Source organism: Mixta gaviniae, from assembly GCF_002953195.1.
GTDB classification, from domain to species: domain Bacteria; phylum Pseudomonadota; class Gammaproteobacteria; order Enterobacterales; family Enterobacteriaceae; genus Mixta; species Mixta gaviniae.
The window spans coordinates 4,096,060-4,111,860 of sequence record NZ_CP026377.1 but is presented as its reverse complement, the minus strand read 5'-3'; the positions used below and the strand labels follow the sequence as shown (position 1 = coordinate 4,111,860).

16 protein-coding genes and 1 pseudogene are annotated in these 15,801 nt (G+C 55.7%); all 17 read left to right on the top strand.

Features of this window, described 5'->3' with window-relative positions; translation table 11 throughout:
* The first annotated feature begins 79 nt into the window (after positions 1–79).
* Positions 80–955 carry a ParA family protein gene (locus C2E15_RS19335; RefSeq protein WP_006777717.1) on the top strand — a complete coding sequence of 292 codons (876 nt, stop codon included), beginning with the start codon at positions 80–82 and terminating at the stop codon, positions 953–955.
* On the top strand, positions 948–2,318 hold the full coding sequence (gene dnaB-PI / locus C2E15_RS19330) for an SPI-7-type island replicative DNA helicase (protein WP_104958727.1): 1,371 nt from the start codon (positions 948–950) through the stop codon (positions 2,316–2,318). The genes C2E15_RS19335 and dnaB-PI overlap by 8 nt, the downstream gene beginning before the upstream one ends.
* Positions 2,315–4,008: pseudogene (locus tag C2E15_RS19325) on the top strand (ParB family protein). The gene dnaB-PI and the pseudogene C2E15_RS19325 overlap by 4 nt, the downstream one beginning before the upstream one ends.
* A complete protein-coding gene (locus C2E15_RS19320; protein ID WP_006777721.1) occupies positions 4,001–4,711 on the top strand; it encodes a DUF2786 domain-containing protein in 711 nt (236 codons plus the stop codon). The pseudogene C2E15_RS19325 and the gene C2E15_RS19320 overlap by 8 nt, the downstream one beginning before the upstream one ends.
* A 6-nt stretch (positions 4,712–4,717) precedes the next feature.
* Positions 4,718–5,308, top strand: coding sequence for a DUF2857 domain-containing protein (locus tag C2E15_RS19315; RefSeq protein ID WP_006777722.1), 591 nt, complete (start codon positions 4,718–4,720; stop codon positions 5,306–5,308).
* The gene (locus C2E15_RS19310) at positions 5,305–5,553 is read left to right on the top strand and encodes a ParE family toxin-like protein (protein WP_004115572.1); all 249 of its coding nucleotides are present in this window, start codon (positions 5,305–5,307) and stop codon (positions 5,551–5,553) included. Before C2E15_RS19315 ends, C2E15_RS19310 begins: the two co-directional genes overlap by 4 nt.
* A gap of 99 nt (positions 5,554–5,652) precedes the next feature.
* Entirely contained in the window at positions 5,653–6,891 is a 1,239-nt protein-coding gene (locus tag C2E15_RS19305) for an STY4528 family pathogenicity island replication protein (protein ID WP_006777723.1), read from the top strand.
* A gap of 416 nt (positions 6,892–7,307) precedes the next feature.
* Positions 7,308–8,021, top strand: coding sequence for a PFL_4669 family integrating conjugative element protein (locus C2E15_RS19300; RefSeq protein WP_010615557.1), 714 nt, complete (start codon positions 7,308–7,310; stop codon positions 8,019–8,021).
* A 1-nt stretch (position 8,022) separates the two neighbouring features.
* On the top strand, positions 8,023–8,577 hold the full coding sequence (locus tag C2E15_RS19295) for a hypothetical protein (protein ID WP_006777724.1): 555 nt from the start codon (positions 8,023–8,025) through the stop codon (positions 8,575–8,577).
* 15 nt (positions 8,578–8,592) lie between these two features.
* On the top strand, positions 8,593–10,614 hold the full coding sequence (locus C2E15_RS19290) for a DNA topoisomerase III (RefSeq protein WP_006777725.1): 2,022 nt from the start codon (positions 8,593–8,595) through the stop codon (positions 10,612–10,614).
* Positions 10,615–11,251: 637 nt separating this feature from the next.
* A complete protein-coding gene (locus C2E15_RS19285) occupies positions 11,252–11,722 on the top strand; it encodes an STY4534 family ICE replication protein (RefSeq protein ID WP_006785950.1) in 471 nt (156 codons plus the stop codon).
* Between the two features lie 60 nt (positions 11,723–11,782).
* Complete coding sequence (locus C2E15_RS19280) at positions 11,783–12,319, top strand: single-stranded DNA-binding protein (RefSeq protein ID WP_006785953.1); 537 nt, start codon at positions 11,783–11,785, stop codon at positions 12,317–12,319.
* Positions 12,320–12,452: 133 nt separating this feature from the next.
* A complete protein-coding gene (locus C2E15_RS19275) occupies positions 12,453–12,890 on the top strand; it encodes a DUF29 domain-containing protein (RefSeq protein WP_006785955.1) in 438 nt (145 codons plus the stop codon).
* Between the two features lie 138 nt (positions 12,891–13,028).
* Entirely contained in the window at positions 13,029–13,694 is a 666-nt protein-coding gene (pilL2, locus tag C2E15_RS19270; RefSeq protein WP_006785957.1) for a PFGI-1 class ICE element type IV pilus protein PilL2, read from the top strand.
* Entirely contained in the window at positions 13,691–14,449 is a 759-nt protein-coding gene (locus C2E15_RS19265) for a hypothetical protein (protein WP_020899224.1), read from the top strand. Before pilL2 ends, C2E15_RS19265 begins: the two co-directional genes overlap by 4 nt.
* A gap of 11 nt (positions 14,450–14,460) precedes the next feature.
* A complete protein-coding gene (locus C2E15_RS19260) occupies positions 14,461–15,183 on the top strand; it encodes a TIGR03759 family integrating conjugative element protein (RefSeq protein ID WP_006785960.1) in 723 nt (240 codons plus the stop codon).
* The gene (locus tag C2E15_RS19255; protein ID WP_006785961.1) at positions 15,162–15,797 is read left to right on the top strand and encodes a lysozyme family protein; all 636 of its coding nucleotides are present in this window, start codon (positions 15,162–15,164) and stop codon (positions 15,795–15,797) included. The genes C2E15_RS19260 and C2E15_RS19255 overlap by 22 nt, the downstream gene beginning before the upstream one ends.
* Positions 15,798–15,801: the final 4 nt, after the last annotated feature.

Here is a 15,801-nt window from a genome sequence, read left to right as displayed (position 1 = left end):
TAAATTTTTTGCCTTTGTGTTACAGAGATGTGAATAATCGCTAACGCATACATCCAAACCATTGTTTTGGATGTGCAAAATGACAATACTTCCCGTTATCTCTCCCAAAGGTGGAGAAGGCAAATCCACGTTTGCTGCTTACCTTGCCGGTTTTCTTGCCGATGCTGGCCTGAATACCCTTCTTGTGGATGCAGACTATTCCCAGCCCACAGCCAGCAGTATCTTCGCGCTGGAGCATGAATCCCCATTCGGTCTCTATGAATTGTTGATGCAGATGGTCAGTGACCATACGCAATGCATTTCGCAGACCGCCATAAAAAATCTCGATGTCATCTACTCAAACGACCCGGACGAACTGTTGCCGACCGCGATGCTCCACGCTGCAGATGGCCGTCTTCGCCTGCGTAACATACTTCAGCATCCTTTCTTTAACCGTTATGACGCCATTATTGTGGATTCTAAAGGCGCAACAGGCGTTATGACTGAGCTTTCCCTCCTGTCCTCTACCGGTAATGTGATGGGCGTTGTTAAACCCATCCTTCCGGATGTCCGTGAATTTATCCGCGGCTCCCTTCACATGCTTACCCGCCTGAAAACCTATGAAAATTACGGTATCCGCCTTCCTGATATTTCCATTCTCGTCAACTGTATCGAAAACACTCTGCTTGACCGTGAAGCAATGGACGGTCTTGCCGCCATCATTAACGAAAAACATTACGACGCCTCTGCGCTGGGCAACCGTGACGTTTATCGTTTACTCAATACCCGTATCGAGGCGCTGGATATTTTCAAACTGGGGCACGTCAAGCAGCAGCCCGTGCATCGTCTGGAATACAAAACACGCCGCAAAGGTCCGGCCGCAGCCGTCACCATGCACGACCTCGCGTGTGAACTGTTCCCTGAGTGGCAGAGCCATTTCAGTGACGTTCTGACCCGGGAGGTGCGTCATGTCTGAGATGATGATGCCCTGCTCTTATGAGGCTGAGCAGGCCGTACTGGGCGGACTGATGCTTGATAACGACCGGTGGGATGAGGTGATACTGCAAATCTCCCCGGAAGATTTGTTTTCCCGGCCGCACCGTATGGTCTTCCGCGTCATGGCCGAGCTGGCCGGAGAAGGGCTACCGCTCGATCTCATCACTATTACGGAACGGCTGGAGAACAAAGGCGACCTTGAACAGTGTGGCGGCTTTGCTTATCTGGCTGAAATGAGTAAAAACACGCCGTCTGCAGCCAATATCCTTGCTTACGCCGGCGTGGTGGCGGAGAAAAGCCGCCTGCGGCAGCTGATGACAGTGGGTAACAGTCTTCTTTCCGATGTGCAGGCCCCGAAAGCCAGCTCGGCCGGCATCCTTGAGTCGGCCGAAGGTAAGCTGTTTAACATTGCCGAACAGGGAGCCATGCAGCTCAACAGTGAGACCGGCGTTAACGAGGCGCTGGATAAACTGCTGACGCATCTGGAAAGTATGTCCGCCAGTGACGGCCTCACCGGCACACCGACCGGTTTCAGTGAACTGGACGCGATGACCTGTGGTCTCCAGCCCGGCGATCTGGCCCTGCTGGCCGCCCGTCCTTCCATGGGAAAAACGTCGCTGGCCATGGCCGCCTGCACCGCGGCCGTGGGCGCAAAACCTGACGATCACGTCTTTGTGTTCAGTCTTGAAATGCCCTCAGAGCAGCTGATGATGCGCCTGCTGGCGATGGAAGGCCGGGTGGAACTGTCCCGGCTTCGCAGCGGCAACATGGATGATGAAGACTGGGCTCGCGTGTCAGCGGCTACCGGTCGCATTATTGAATGGAAAAACCGTCTGATCATTGATGATACCAGCTACCAGACCCCGGCTACACTGCGCGCCCGCGCCCGTCGCTATGTCCGCAAATTCGGCAGACCCTCTCTCATCATGCTGGACTATCTGCAGCTTGTCCGCTCCCCCGAGCAGGAAAACCGCACGCAGGAAATAGCGGAAATTTCCCGCTCGCTTAAGGCGCTCGGTAAAGAGCTGGGCTGTCCGGTACTGGCGCTTTCCCAGCTCAACCGCCTGGTGGAGCAGCGGGCCGATAAACGCCCTAATAATGGTGACCTGCGTGACTCTGGTGCGCTTGAGCAGGATGCAGACCTCATCATGTTTATTTACCGGGATGAGGTTTATAACCCCGGCACTCCTGATGCCGGGGTGGCTGAGATCATTGTCGGCAAGCAGCGGCAGGGGCCAACCGGCACGGTGAAAGTCAAATTTGACGGGCGTTATACCCTCTTTTCGGAGTTTCAGGAAGGCAGCTATGACTTCGGTTACCGCAGCGGGAGGAAACAGGCATGAGCCGTAAAAGTTCTAATGTGGGGGCTGCCATGCTGCAGCCCGGACGCCAGTCGCAGGCGGCCGGCAATATCAGCGTCATGCCGGCGGCTGAAATGCCCATGGTCCTGACGCTCGACCAGTTAAGCCCGAATCCTGATAATCCGCGAACATCACGCAATCCGCGTTATGACGATATCAAGGCTTCCATCCGTTCGCGCGGGCTGGACACCGTACCCAAAGTCACCCGTGACCCGGATGGTGAGCCCGATATGTACATCTTCAGCGACGGTGGTAATACACGTTATCAGATCCTGTCAGAACTGTGGCAGGAGACCGGAGAAGACCGTTTTTTCCGTGTCCATGTGTTGTTCAAGCCGTGGCCGGGACGGCTGCAGTGTGTTATCGGCCATCTGGCAGAGAATGAAGTGCGCGGGAACTGAGTTTTATTGAAAAAGCGCAGGGGATCCACAAAGCCCGCTCTATATATGAAGAGCAGTTAGGAAAGCCAGTCTCTTTACGACAGTTGTCAGAGCTTCTGACCCGTGAAGGTCTGCCGGTACATAATTCAACTATCAGCCGTATGGAAGATGCACTGAAATATCTTTTTCCGTGGATCCCAGACCTGCTTGAGTCCGGGCTCGGCAGGCCTCAGATAACGGCGCTGCTGGCGCTCCGGCATGATGCTGAACGCGTGTGGGATGAGTTTTGCCTGATTTCAGACACAGGCGACAAATCCTTCAGCGACGTTTTTGGCCAGTGTTGTGGCCGTTTCAACTCACCGGAACTGTGGTCTCTTGAGATGTTTCGCGATGAATTAATTGGTGATTTACTGCATGCGCTGCCCCATCCGGAGCTGGATTATGACCGCTGGATGATGGAACTGGATCCTAAAGAACGTAACCGCAGACATCACTTCGGCGATCCAGAACCGGTGTCCATCCCTCCCGTAAACAGCCTCGTCACCGCTGACTCTGCAGGTCAGGCCACACCGGCGCAGAAGTCTGTTGAGGTCGCGCAGCCTTTCTCCAGTCCACGTCGTGAAATCTCAGGAGAGCCGGTAACGCCCGCCCCGGATAATACCCCACCTGAAAAACTGGATAAACAGCCCCCCCGGCATGAGGTTCAGCCAGATATGTACGGTGCCGCGCCGGTCATTTCAGGTGAGAGCGGGGATGTTAGCGGGCTGGTTACCCTCTCCGATGGGTACGGAGAAGAGAATGGTGGAGAAGAGGACAATGGGGAGGATGGCCTGCTTTCTCTTTTAACACCAGAACCTGAAGTTGTCCTGCAGGATGACGCGCCAGTGACTAATGACAGCATCTGGCATGTGCCGGCCCATCAGGACGATATCGAACACCTGCAGAATACCGCTTTTCGTCTGGCCTGGGAGCTGGGTGAGGTCCTTGGCTGCGAAGATGAAATTCTTCCGCAACGCGACAATGACATGTCTGCCGGTTACGTCGGGGCAGGTGAGGTGTGTTCTGAAGCCGCCGCATTTCTGCTGGGCCTGACCGGCGAAGCGCCTGCGCTGCATCCTGCGGCAGGAGTGTGTGGTCTGCCGGAGCTTTTCACCGGCGGCCCGGGTGAGGGGGAAGCACCTGCACTGACAGATGAAGATGCTCTGAAACTGCTGCGCCTGATGCGCGTTATGCGCCGTCTTCGGGAGCTGCAACGCGGTCTGACGTACGGGGAGGATAACAGTGATGAATAACTCACAGCGACAGTTGCGACTGCTGAATCTTGTCAGGAAACTGCTGAAGCTGGGCCGCAGCAACAGTAATGCCCATGAGGCAGGACTGGCCCTGCAGCGTGCCCAGAAGCTGATGGCCAGATACGGTATCAGCGAGCTTGACGCCAGTCTTACATCTGTGCGCGAGGCGTCTTCCCGCACGGCCCCTTCGGATGCTGAAAAAGTTCCGGAATGGATGGTGACCCTTGTCCGGGGCGTCTGTCATGCCTTTGGCTGCCGCGCTTATTACTCATGGCGTCAGACCTCTGCCGGGTATCGCCGTTCGGTAACCTTTTACGGATTCAGTGAAAAACCTGAGATAGCAGCCTATGCCTTTGATGTGCTGACGCGCCAGCTGAAAGATGCCACAAATTCTTATCTCAAAACCCAGAGTAAGCGGCTGAAACTGGCCACACGCCGGGCGAGAGCGGAGCAGTTCCGTGACGGCTGGGTATGTGGGGTGCGTGAGGTGATATCGGCAACTGACATCAGCAGCGAGGAGGAGCAGGTGATGAGCCACTGGCTGGAAAGCCGCAGTATGAAAACAGTCACAACCCGTGAACTGAAAGCCTGCCGCGGGGCGGATACAGCACGTTATCAGGGGTATGAAGCCGGACAAAATGCCCGTATTCATCATGGTGTCAGCGGCCGGGGTCCGGCAGCCATTGGTTACCGTCAGGATTAAGGGGGAATGATGAACAGTTTATCTCAGGCTGCCAACGGATTGCTGATGCAGCTGGTTATGGATCTCAGAAGTGGCTATCTGCGCCGCTGCGAATCGCTGGGACTGAACCGCGAGGAAATGCAGATGCTGCAGGGGCTCTCGCTCGAAGAGCTTCACTACCTTTCCGGCAGTGAGGTGTCGATCATCAGTGTGGGCATCAATCACGGCAATCTGGTGCGCATGCTGCAGCAGGCCCGGACGGAACAGAAACGACTCCAGCGTATCGATCGGGCGCTGGCGCTGGGCGGCTCCATTGAACTGATGGCCAATTACTTCGGGCTCTCCAGTACGGACGTGGCGGCCCGCCGTCGTATTGCCGGTATCGATGTCCGGCCGGGGCGCGGTAACGCACTGGGTGATGAGGAAAACGCCGCCCTGTGGCGTCAGTGGCAAAAGTCCGGCGTTGAAGATGCGGAAAGTGCTGACGGGCTGGACGTAATGATGCTGGCTGCAGAACAGATGAACGTCTCGCTGACGTCCGTCTGGCATGCCGTCCGCGGCTGGCACAAAACCCGGCAGCCTTCTCCGGCACGAACGCCGGTAAGGAAGACGGCATGAAATACAGGATGGTTGCGCCGGGCCTGCGGGCTCCCCATGGTACGCCGCCGCAATGCTGTCAGAAGGCGTTACGTCAGGTTCGCCGTTTCCGGCAGGGGGCGCGTAATTACACCCGGCTCGATGAGAAAGGCTGCGGTTACTACAAAATCGATCTCGGCCCGTTCTGGCGTTTGCTGAGTCGCAACGAAGGCCGGACATGGCTTCTTCTCAGCCACGAACGCTATAACAGCGCCATACGGAAATAGCAGCATGACAGCCTGTTTACCCTGCACCCGTACGCGGGTGCATTACTAAGCATACTGACAGTTCAGAACGGCCGTGATGGCGGCCGAAAAGGAAAAATAATGAGTCTGCCTGCAGAAAGCCTGATTGCTTATACGCTGGATAAAATGAATGCCCGCCTTGCGGCCAGACCCCGGCGGGATGATGGCAGGATACGTAACGGCCTGCTGTTTACCGGAAATGTGCATGATTCCATTCCCCGCCGGCTGTTGCTCGACACGCGGTTGTCACCACTGGACAAGATGGGCTGGATGATGATCCGGCTGTATGCACAAAATAATGAGGGGGCAGTTTTCCCCAGCTATGACGAACTGCAACTGCAGCTTGCCTCACCCGGAAAGGGGAAAGCCTCAAGGGAAACGGTAAGCCGCGTCCTGCTTATGCTACGAATAACCGGCTGGCTCAGCCTCTGTAAACGCGTGCGGGATGATAAAGGGCGGGTGCGGGGGAATATCTATGCTCAGCACGATGAGCCCCTGACGTTCAGCGATGCGGAAACGCTCGACCCCCGCTTCCTTGATACGGTGGCGGATGCCTGCCTGAGTAAAAACCGGACTATCAGCCAGACCGCCCGCGAAGTGCTCGACGATATAAAAAACGACCCCACCATGCGCCATTATCGCAGCCATCTTGCGCTGATCGAATCGCGTCTGGACCGCCCACAGACGCCCAGCCAGATGGCGAAACATCATCACCGAATACCCCGTCCCGCACCGGGTTCGGAAACCGAACTCAGTCATAAACGGCCAGGAATCATCGCTAAAAAACAGGGTTCGGATACCGAACTCAGCCCAGAAAGATACAACAATTCACTGAGTTCGGAATCCGTACTGCCAGTAAAAACAGGCAGTTATGACCGGGTTCGGAAACCGAACCATTACGTACGTAGTATCACACACAGTGTGAATAAAAATACGTACGTACCGGGTAAACCTGTGCTTCCCGACAGTTTGCATGAACTTGTGCCGGCAGAAGATATTGCCATGCTGACCGCCCAGCTGCAGGCGCTGCCTGAAGAACAGGCACAACTTGTGCTGCTCAGCCTGCAAAAGGTGATGGCACGCCAGCAGCTCAGCAACCCGGTTGGCTGGTTGCTGGCCGTAATGAAAAAGGCCCGTGAGGGCAGGTTATACGCGCCCCGTCAGGCTGATGATTCGCCTGAGAGTGCCGTGCAAAAAAATGCTCAGCGTCCTGAACAACAGCTGTGGAAGCCAGAACCACGTTCTTCTGTCCATCCTGTATCGGAAGAGAACATACGAAATTTGGTTAGAGATATTCGTAGAAAGCTAAACGATAGATAGCTACTTCTAGAACCGGAGGTTAAAAAACAACCACCGCTGCGAGTGGCAGCAGTGGTTAAAAAGCAATCGGTGCTGCGAGTGGTAGCAGTGGTTAAAAAGTAATCGGTGCTGCGAGTGGCAGCAGTGGTTAAAAAGCAAACAGTGCTGCGAGTGGCAGCGGCGGATAAAAAATGTACAGCACTGTATGGGTCTGGTTTGAGTAAAACATGAAAGGATTTTATCTTTTGATTTTTAAGCAGTTTGAGGTGTCATTCTATATAACTGACTACTTCAACGCCCTGAGCCAGCCCGCTATGAAGCCATATAAGTGAATTTCCGAGATTAGGGATCTGGTTTCTAGTTGTCCCCAAGCTCCTGCCTGAAGAGTATCACTGACTCAGGTCGAACCTGACCGGGATCTTACAGGAGATGATTTCATGACCACTGAAAATGAAACGCGAAGCGATAAACCGGGCGGACTCACATCCTCCCTGAAAATCGAGATCCACTCAAACTATGCTATCCGTCTCTGGGAAGGCCGCCCGCAGGCTCAGGCGAAGGAGGGTGTAAAGAAAGTTAAGCATGCCATCATGAGTATGCCCCAGGCTATTAAGCGCTCAGGAATTATTTATCAGGATTCCCTGGCAGATAACCCATGGGCAGATGAGGCGATGTTCAGGGTTGAAACGCTTTTGAATGAAGCTGGAGAACATATCAAAAGCCGGGTAGAAGAACTTGAGGTCATATTGAAATCAGTTCCCCCTGCTGTTTCATTTTCTGACATTGCCTCCTCGTCTCCACTTAATATAGGCGTATACAGTCGTTCTCCGCTGGGTTACAGATGTGTATGGGTACTCGTCGGATATGACCAGATGGCCCTTAAAGCATTCCAGGCGGCTCATTACGGTCTCATATCCCGCAACCGTCGCGATGAACTACTGAGCCATTGCGCTCACTTAATCAGAAAAGTATATGGTGTGCTACGCCTTTATCGAACCGTCAAGGTTAACCGTGCTGACATAGCAATCCAGACTAAAGAAGCACAACAGGCAATAGAAAAACTGGGCATGCCCGATACTGACATTCTTACTGGTAAGAAACGCTCTTCCTTTTCTCCACCTCTGAGAAAAGCCGTTCAGGAGGAGAAATAATATGATTCGCCCTGTGTTCCTCCTCACCTCCTTCTTTTTACTGAGCGGATGCGCAACAACGGACTGGGCTGCGATTAATAAACAGGTCAGCGATACCGCTGCGAACCTGACAAAAACGTTAGGCGGCAACGACAGCGGAGAAAGTGGCGGGATGCCGCTGATGAGCCCGGCGGGGCAACAGGCCATGCAGTCCGTCGATAAAACGTTCTCCGTGCCGGTCGATGTGGATACCGCGGCGGCCCGCCTGAAGCGCCATTACAAATTTATCTCCACACAGGAGCTTGAGGCACTGCGGCAGGCCGCAAATGACGGGGACTGGAAAGCGGCGGCAGAAGATGATGCGCATCCCGTCTGGGACGCCATGCCGGGCAGCTACTACAAAATGGGCTCCGACTGGAACGGACGTGATCACCTGGATATCGAAATCGAGAAAAACGGGTCCGGCAGCAGGCTCTATGTTGTCTATCGCTCATCATCATCACAGCGTCTGGCCGGGTCCGGCGTCACGAAGCTGATGAATGATGTCCGCGCTGTTGCGGCGGGTGAAAAACGCTGATGCGGGAGGCAACACATGCAACTCTTTCTGTGTGAAAAACCCTCCCAGGCAAAGGATATTGCCCGCGTGCTGGGTATCAGCAAGCGTGAGCAGGGATTTATCAGCGGCGGTAACATCGTTGTGACCTGGGCGGTCGGCCATTTACTCGAAACTGCCAGCCCTGAAGCCTATGGCGAGCAGTATGGCAGGCCATGGCGTGCCGATGTTCTGCCTGTGCTGCCTGAGGCCTGGAAAATGGTCGTTAAAGAGCAGACAAAATCGCAGTTCACCGTTATCAGTAAGCTGCTCAAAAAGGCGTCTGAAGTGGTCATCGCAACCGATGCCGACCGCGAGGGCGAGGTGATCGCTCGTGAGCTGATGGAATACTGCCGCTACAGTGGCGCGGTACGCCGGCTCTGGTTGTCAGCCCTGGATGAGGCCAGTGTGAAGGAAGCACTTAGCAGTATTCTTCCGGGGGAAAAAACAGCCCTGCTGTATGATGCCGGCAAGGGCAGGAGCCAGGCGGACTGGCTCATTGGCATGAACCTGACGCGTCTTTATACCCTTAAGGCCCGTGACTCAGGGGTGTCAGAAGTGCTGTCCGTCGGGCGGGTACAGACGCCGACGCTTGCTATGGTGGTTAACAGGGATAATGAAATCACATCCTTCGTGCCAAAGCCCTGGTGGCAGGTACATGCGCTTATTGAAAAAGAGGGCGTCCGGTTCCGGGCAGTCTGGGTGCCCGTTGAGCAGTACTGTGATGAGGAAAAGCGTTGCATCAATCCCCAGGCCGCCCGGGCGGTGGGGCAGTTGTGTCAGCAGCAGGGCAGGGCTGTGGTACTGGAGGTAACACAGAAGCGGGAAAAAACGGCGGCCCCCCTCTGTTTTGACCTGGGCACCCTTCAGCAGGTCTGCTCCCGAAAGTTCGGCATGGGCGCAAATGATGTGCTCGCCATTGCCCAATCCCTCTACGAAACCCACAAAGCGACCACCTACCCCCGGACAGATTGCGGTTTCCTTCCAACTTCGATGCAGCAGGAAATACCCGACGTTCTGGCGGCAGTGGCAAAATCCGATCCCGCTGTGGCCCCGGTACTGAATCAGCTGGACAGGAAGTTTGTCTCGCGTGTCTGGAATGACAAGAAAATCACCGCGCACCATGCCATCATTCCCACCCGACAGGCATTTGATTTGTCGCGCCTCAGCGCCGATGAGCTGAAGGTCTACCATCTGATTCGCCAGCATTATTTCGCCCAGTTCCTTCCGCTGCAGGAATCTGACGTGACGGAGGCGTCTTTCAATATCGGTGGTCAGCTGTTCCGTACACGCGGGAAAGTCGGTGTGGTGACGGGCTGGAAGTCATTGTTCCAGGCTGAAAAAGATGACGATGAAGAGGACGTCGACGGTGACAGTATGGCGCTGCCGGCGCTGGCAAAAGGGGATATTTGCGCTGTCACCGGTTCTGAGGTTAAAGATATGAAAACCAGTCCGCCTAAACCGTTCACGGAGGGGACGTTGATTGCTGCCATGAAGAACGCGGCCAGTTTCGTCAGTGACCCGAAGCTCAAGAAAGTGCTGCGTGATAACGCAGGTCTGGGCACAGAGGCGACGCGTGCGGCAGTACTCGAAACCCTCTTCAAACGACACTATCTGGAGAAAAAAGGGAAGCACATCCACTCAACTCAGATGGCCCGGGAGCTGATTGCGGCCCTGCCGGAAACGCTGACGAGCCCGGGCATGACCGCATTATGGGAGCAGGCACTGGATGATATTTCGCAGGGGAAAATGTCGCTTGCGGTCTTTATGCAAAAGCAGCTGCAGTGGACCCGTCACCTTGTCGAAAAAGGCCGCCAGGACAGTGTGAAAATCACCGCTCCCGTCACGCCCCCTTGTCCGTTATGCAAAGGGCCCACACGTAAACGCAAAGGTAAGAAAGGAGATTTTTGGGGTTGCGTGCGTTACCCAGACTGCAAAGGTATTATTAACACCAACGGGAAAAAGACCACAAAGCGCAAAAAAGCAGCATCAGGGACAAAAACAGAATCATCCGCACAGTGATGAGTTATTTCACTGTACAACCCCGGGCCGGGTTCTGCTAATGTGACTACGCTTCGATATGTACCCCTTTGCCGGAGGCAGCCAGCTTAACTTTAACGGGATTAATCTGGCAACCGGCACGACGGTCTGCCATCGCACATCTGGCAGGAACTGTAAGACGCATGCGCTCCGTGAAAATCGCGTCGGGAACGGATCCCCGGAGTAGTGAGATACATTAAGGTCTGGTACAGCCCCCACGGCGTTGCATATGCAGCGCCGTTTTCATTTCTGGTTTTATGGGTTGACACCAGGCTTGTTTGGTTTAAAAATCAACAGTGCTTACCGCTGTTTTTCACAGCCAGCTAAAGTTTCAGCAGTCTGAGAGAAACGCCTTAGGGTGACTGCCAGCTAACGTTTCACCGGTCTGAGAGAAACACCTTCGGGTGACCGGAAAATCCTCGCAGCCTGAGAGAGGATACCTTCGGGTGGTAAATCCGTTTAACCTCTGGAAACGGATATCACTGCACAGTGATTGAGGTCCTTTCAACATACCAGACTCTCAGGATTCAACCGATCCTGACCCCCGACGGGAAACCACTCCCGTCAGGGCAGATGGTTTCTCCGCCGTACCTTTTTTTACCTCCATGGAGAAAACATCATGTCTGCAAACAATACTTCTGCATCTGCAAAATCTGAGTACTTCAACCTGACTATCAAAGGCATCGGGTATCTCAGCAACATCCGCCAGGTTAACCATCAGAATGGCTCGTTCCTCAGCTGCGTAATAAATGCACTGAGTGGTCCGACTGATAATCCGGCCTACGTCCGTTTTGACATTTCTGTCGCAGGTAAAGAGGCAACCAGCCTTATCGCCCGCTGCCAGAAAGCCGTCGATGAAGACAAGAAAGTCCTGTTGGGCTTTAACCTGAGTAACCCGTCCACGGACATATTTACGCTGAACAAAGGCGACCATGCCGGCGAACAGCGCGTCAGTCTGAAAGCCCGCCTGATAAAGGTGGACTGGATCAAAATAGGCCAGGAAATGGTTTACAAGACTGAAAAATCTGACTCCGTGCCGCCGCAGAATGGCTCTGCCGCACAACAAAACTACGCAGAAAACTCATTCTGATGCGCACCTGACACACCCCGTTCGCGGGGTGTTTCTTTATTCCTTACAGGAGAAATGATTATGTCCTCACGCGGCGTTAACAAGGTTATCCTTGTCGGAAACCTCGGCCAGGATCCTGAAGTTCGTTATATTCCCAACGGCAGTGCAGTTGCCACCCTTTCTCTGGCCACGTCTGAGAGCTGGCGCGATAAGCAGTCCGGCGAACAGAAAGAAGTGACCGAATGGCACAGGGTGGTTATTTTCGGCAAGCTGGCAGAAATTGCGGGTGAATATCTGCGCAAAGGCTCCCAGGTTTACATCGAGGGTCAGCTGCGCACACGCAAATGGACCGATCAGGCCGGCCAGGAGAAATACACCACAGAGGTGGTGGTCAATATTGGTGGCACCATGCAGATGCTTGGCGGCCGCCAGTCCGGCAGCGGACAGAATACGTCTTCCCGGAATGACTGGGGGCAGCCTCAGCAACCTTCAGGACCGACTCACAGTGGCCAGGCCTCCGGCAGCAGTGCCGGTGCGCCACCGATGGACTTCGATGACGATATACCGTTCATTGGATTCGGGTATGACTGTTCCAGAGTGGCAATTCACGCCCTCTGAATTAATGGAGCTTTGACTGTTATGACTGTCTCTGACAAACTTCAGGAAGCAACTTTTTATGTTGCATCTTATGTTATCCCCGGAGCATATCTGTTCTGGCGGTTTCTTCACTTTTTGACTAACGGAGGCTTGTATGGGAGCACGTTACGATTCAGACGTTGTTGCCTGGGCCAGTGAACAGGCAGCTTTACTGCGTGCCGGAAAGCTCAGTCAGATTGATATTGAGAACATCGCCGAGGAGATTGAAGACGTGGGCAAAAGTGAAAAGCGTGAGCTGGCCAGCCGTATGGCTGTCTTACTGGCCCACCTTCTTAAATGGAAGTTTCAGCCAACCCATCGAGGTAAAAGCTGGGAGTTAACCATTAAAGGTCAGCGTGATTTGATTGTACGACGTCTGAACAAGACGCCGAGCCTGAAAAGCGCGTTTTCTGATCCTGAATGGCTTGCGGATGTGTGGTTTGACGCCCGCGCCGATGCTTCCAAAGAAACCGGCATAGGTCTGGATATCTTTCCTGAAGACAGCATCTGGACAACAGATACTATTCTCAGTAACGAGTTTTACCCGGACTGATTACTGTCTGTTTCACCGCAACGCCATCCTTTCGGGTGGCGTTTTTTTTCATCAACGGAAAATCAGTTGTTAATTGAGTGAAACCGGACCGATTCCGCACAGTGAGGGCTGTTTTATCACTGTACAGGAAAATTCCGGATGAAACGTAACACCTCTCACAACGTATTTTCACCAGGCAGGCTTGCCACTGTTCTTCCCCTGCTGCTCCTTGCGGGCTGTGTTTCCCAGCCGCAAAAGTTGCAACAGCGTGCGCCTGCCGACCCGACACCCGGCACCACCGTCACCCGCAACGTTCAGCCGGTCTCTCCGGACGAGTATGCGCGGACGCCGGAAGTGGTGCGCTACGATCGTTATCTGCTGGTCAGCACCGATCCGCAGGCGGCCCAGCGTGACCCTCTCTCCCAGATTATTGATATCCGTATCCCGTCATCCCTGCATCCTACCGTGGCGGATGCGCTGCGTTACGCCCTGCGCCAGTCCGGTTATTCCCTGTGCGCGACAGGCTCCGCCAACGGCGTGCTTTACCGCCAGGCATTGCCGGCGGTTCAGTACCAGCTGGGCCCGATGCGCCTGCGTACTGCCCTGCAGGTCCTGGCCGGTCCGGCCTGGCAGCTTGAGGTGGATGATGTACAGCGTGTGGTCTGCCACAGCCTGCGCGACGGCTACCAGCTGCCGGTCTCCCAGCTTCCGCCGCCGGTCAGCAGCTGGTCCACGCCTGCGCCGTCCGCCGTGTCACAACCGGCCATCAGCGCCCCTCAGTCAGTACCCGTTAAACCTGTCAGCGGAGGGTTTCTGAGAAAATGAGCGAACAGCAACCATTCCATACTGACCCCGCTCCGGCTCGTAAAAGATTCAGCTGGCGTCCCCGCTGCCGCCTCATCTGGGGCGCTGCCAGCGGTGTGGCGCTGGCCGGCATTCTGGCGCTGGGCTACACCGCCTTCAGTCTGGGCATATCGAACCTTGATGAACGCCTTGCACGCCTTGAATCTCAGGGCAGTACAGCGGCCACTGTTGAGACAGTCGCGGCCCTGCAGTCAGATGTGACCACGCTCAAAACCGGCCTGCAGGATACCCGGAAAAAACTTGGTGAGATGCAGCAGGAGCTGAGCGCTGCTGCGAAACAGGCCGGCAGCGACGACGCCGTGCGTCAGTCATTGCGAACCCTTCAGGACGCCCAGCAGGGGCTGGAAACCCGCCTGAGTGCGCTGACTGAGCAGCTGACAGCGCTGAAATCACAGCCGGCACCCGCACCCGCCGCACCTGTCGCCGCACCGGTCAAAAAAAACGCGCCTGCTGCAAAAAAGCCCCGTCCCGCTGACACACGTCGTGCTGCTCCGTCCCTTCGCGTGGCCCGCAATGCGCCTTTTGTGCTGACGGGCGTGGAGAAGCGGGGGGCAGAGTCCTGGGCTGCCATCGCGCCCCGGGGCTACAGCAGCCTGTCGCAGGTGGCCCTGGTCGGAGAGGGCGAAACCGTTGCCGGCTGGACGCTGGTCAGTGCCGGTTATGGTGAGGCGACGTTTCGGGTTAACGGCCGCCTGACCGTGCTCAGAGCAGAATAACGGAGCGAATGATGAAACTGAAACACACCTTTTTAGCCGCCATGCTGCTGAGTCCCCTGACCCTGGCCGCGACCACATCAGGACAGACGGATGTCAGCCGACAGGAATCAACACAACGGGCGGACTCCGCACAGCAAAACCTGCAGCAGCAGGCCGGTCAGTGGGGACTCAGTGCCGACGATTATCAGCGTTATCAGCAGCTGATGAAGGGACCCCGGGGTACCCAGTCGCCGGGTCTCGATCCGCTTTCCACCCTCGGTATCGAGGCGCAGACGCCGGCAGAGCGCCGTAAGTTTGCTGAAAAGTGGGTGAAGGAAGAGTTTGCCCGCACCCAGAAAGAGCTTGATTTCCAGCGTGAGGTGAACGCGGCCTGGCAGCGCCTGTATCCGGGCACACTGCCGGTCAATATGGGGAACGCCTCCGGCGTGGCGCACGACAGTGGCGGCCGGCTGGCACTGTTCGTCAGGTCAAAAGACTGCGCAACCTGCGACGCGAAACTGTCTGCCGTGCTGGCTGACAACCGGCCGGTGGACATCTATCTGGTCGACAGCCAGGGCAGTGATGATGCGCTTCGCAGCTGGGCGCGGGACCATCACATTCCCGTGGAAAAGGTCCGCAAGCGCCAGATCACGCTTAACCACGACGGCGGCCGGTGGATGCGCTTTGGTAACGGCCTGATGCCGGTTTTACTGCAGCAGGCGGGAGACGGTAAATGGGCAATCGCAGCATTCTGACCGGCGCGCTGGCGCTGGGCTTACTGATGGCGGCCGTCCCTGACGGCCATGCTGACCAGACGGTGCCGGAGGGTTACGTCCGCGTGGCCATGGCGCACGGCGTGCCCCCCGAAGCGCTTTACTCGGTATCACTGAGCGAGTCTTCGCGCAAACTTCCCCGCGGAATACGGCCATGGCCCTGGACCATCAATGTGGCAGGCAAAGGGTATCGCTATGAGACGCGCCTGCAGGCCTGGCAGGCGCTGCAGGTCTTTATGAAGCGTCACCCGCTTAAGCGCATCGATGTCGGTATTGCCCAGGTCAATCTGGGCTGGAACGGTCATCATTTTGCCTCGACGTGGGATGCGTTTGACCCTTACACCAACCTGAACGCCGCCGCCACCATTCTGCGTGAGTGCTGGGCGCGTAAGCCAGGCAGCTGGCTGGATGCGGCCGGCTGCTACCACCATCCCGCAGGTGGTCAGCCTGCTGCACGTTACCGCGCCATTGTGAGAGGGCATCTGGCAAAAATCAGCCCTGCACCCCGCATTTCTGCGCCGGCAGCTGAAGCGCCCCGCTCGGTTGCTGCGCTCACCCCCGATCCAGGCTTCGTCTGGACTGAACCCGGGAGATAACCCT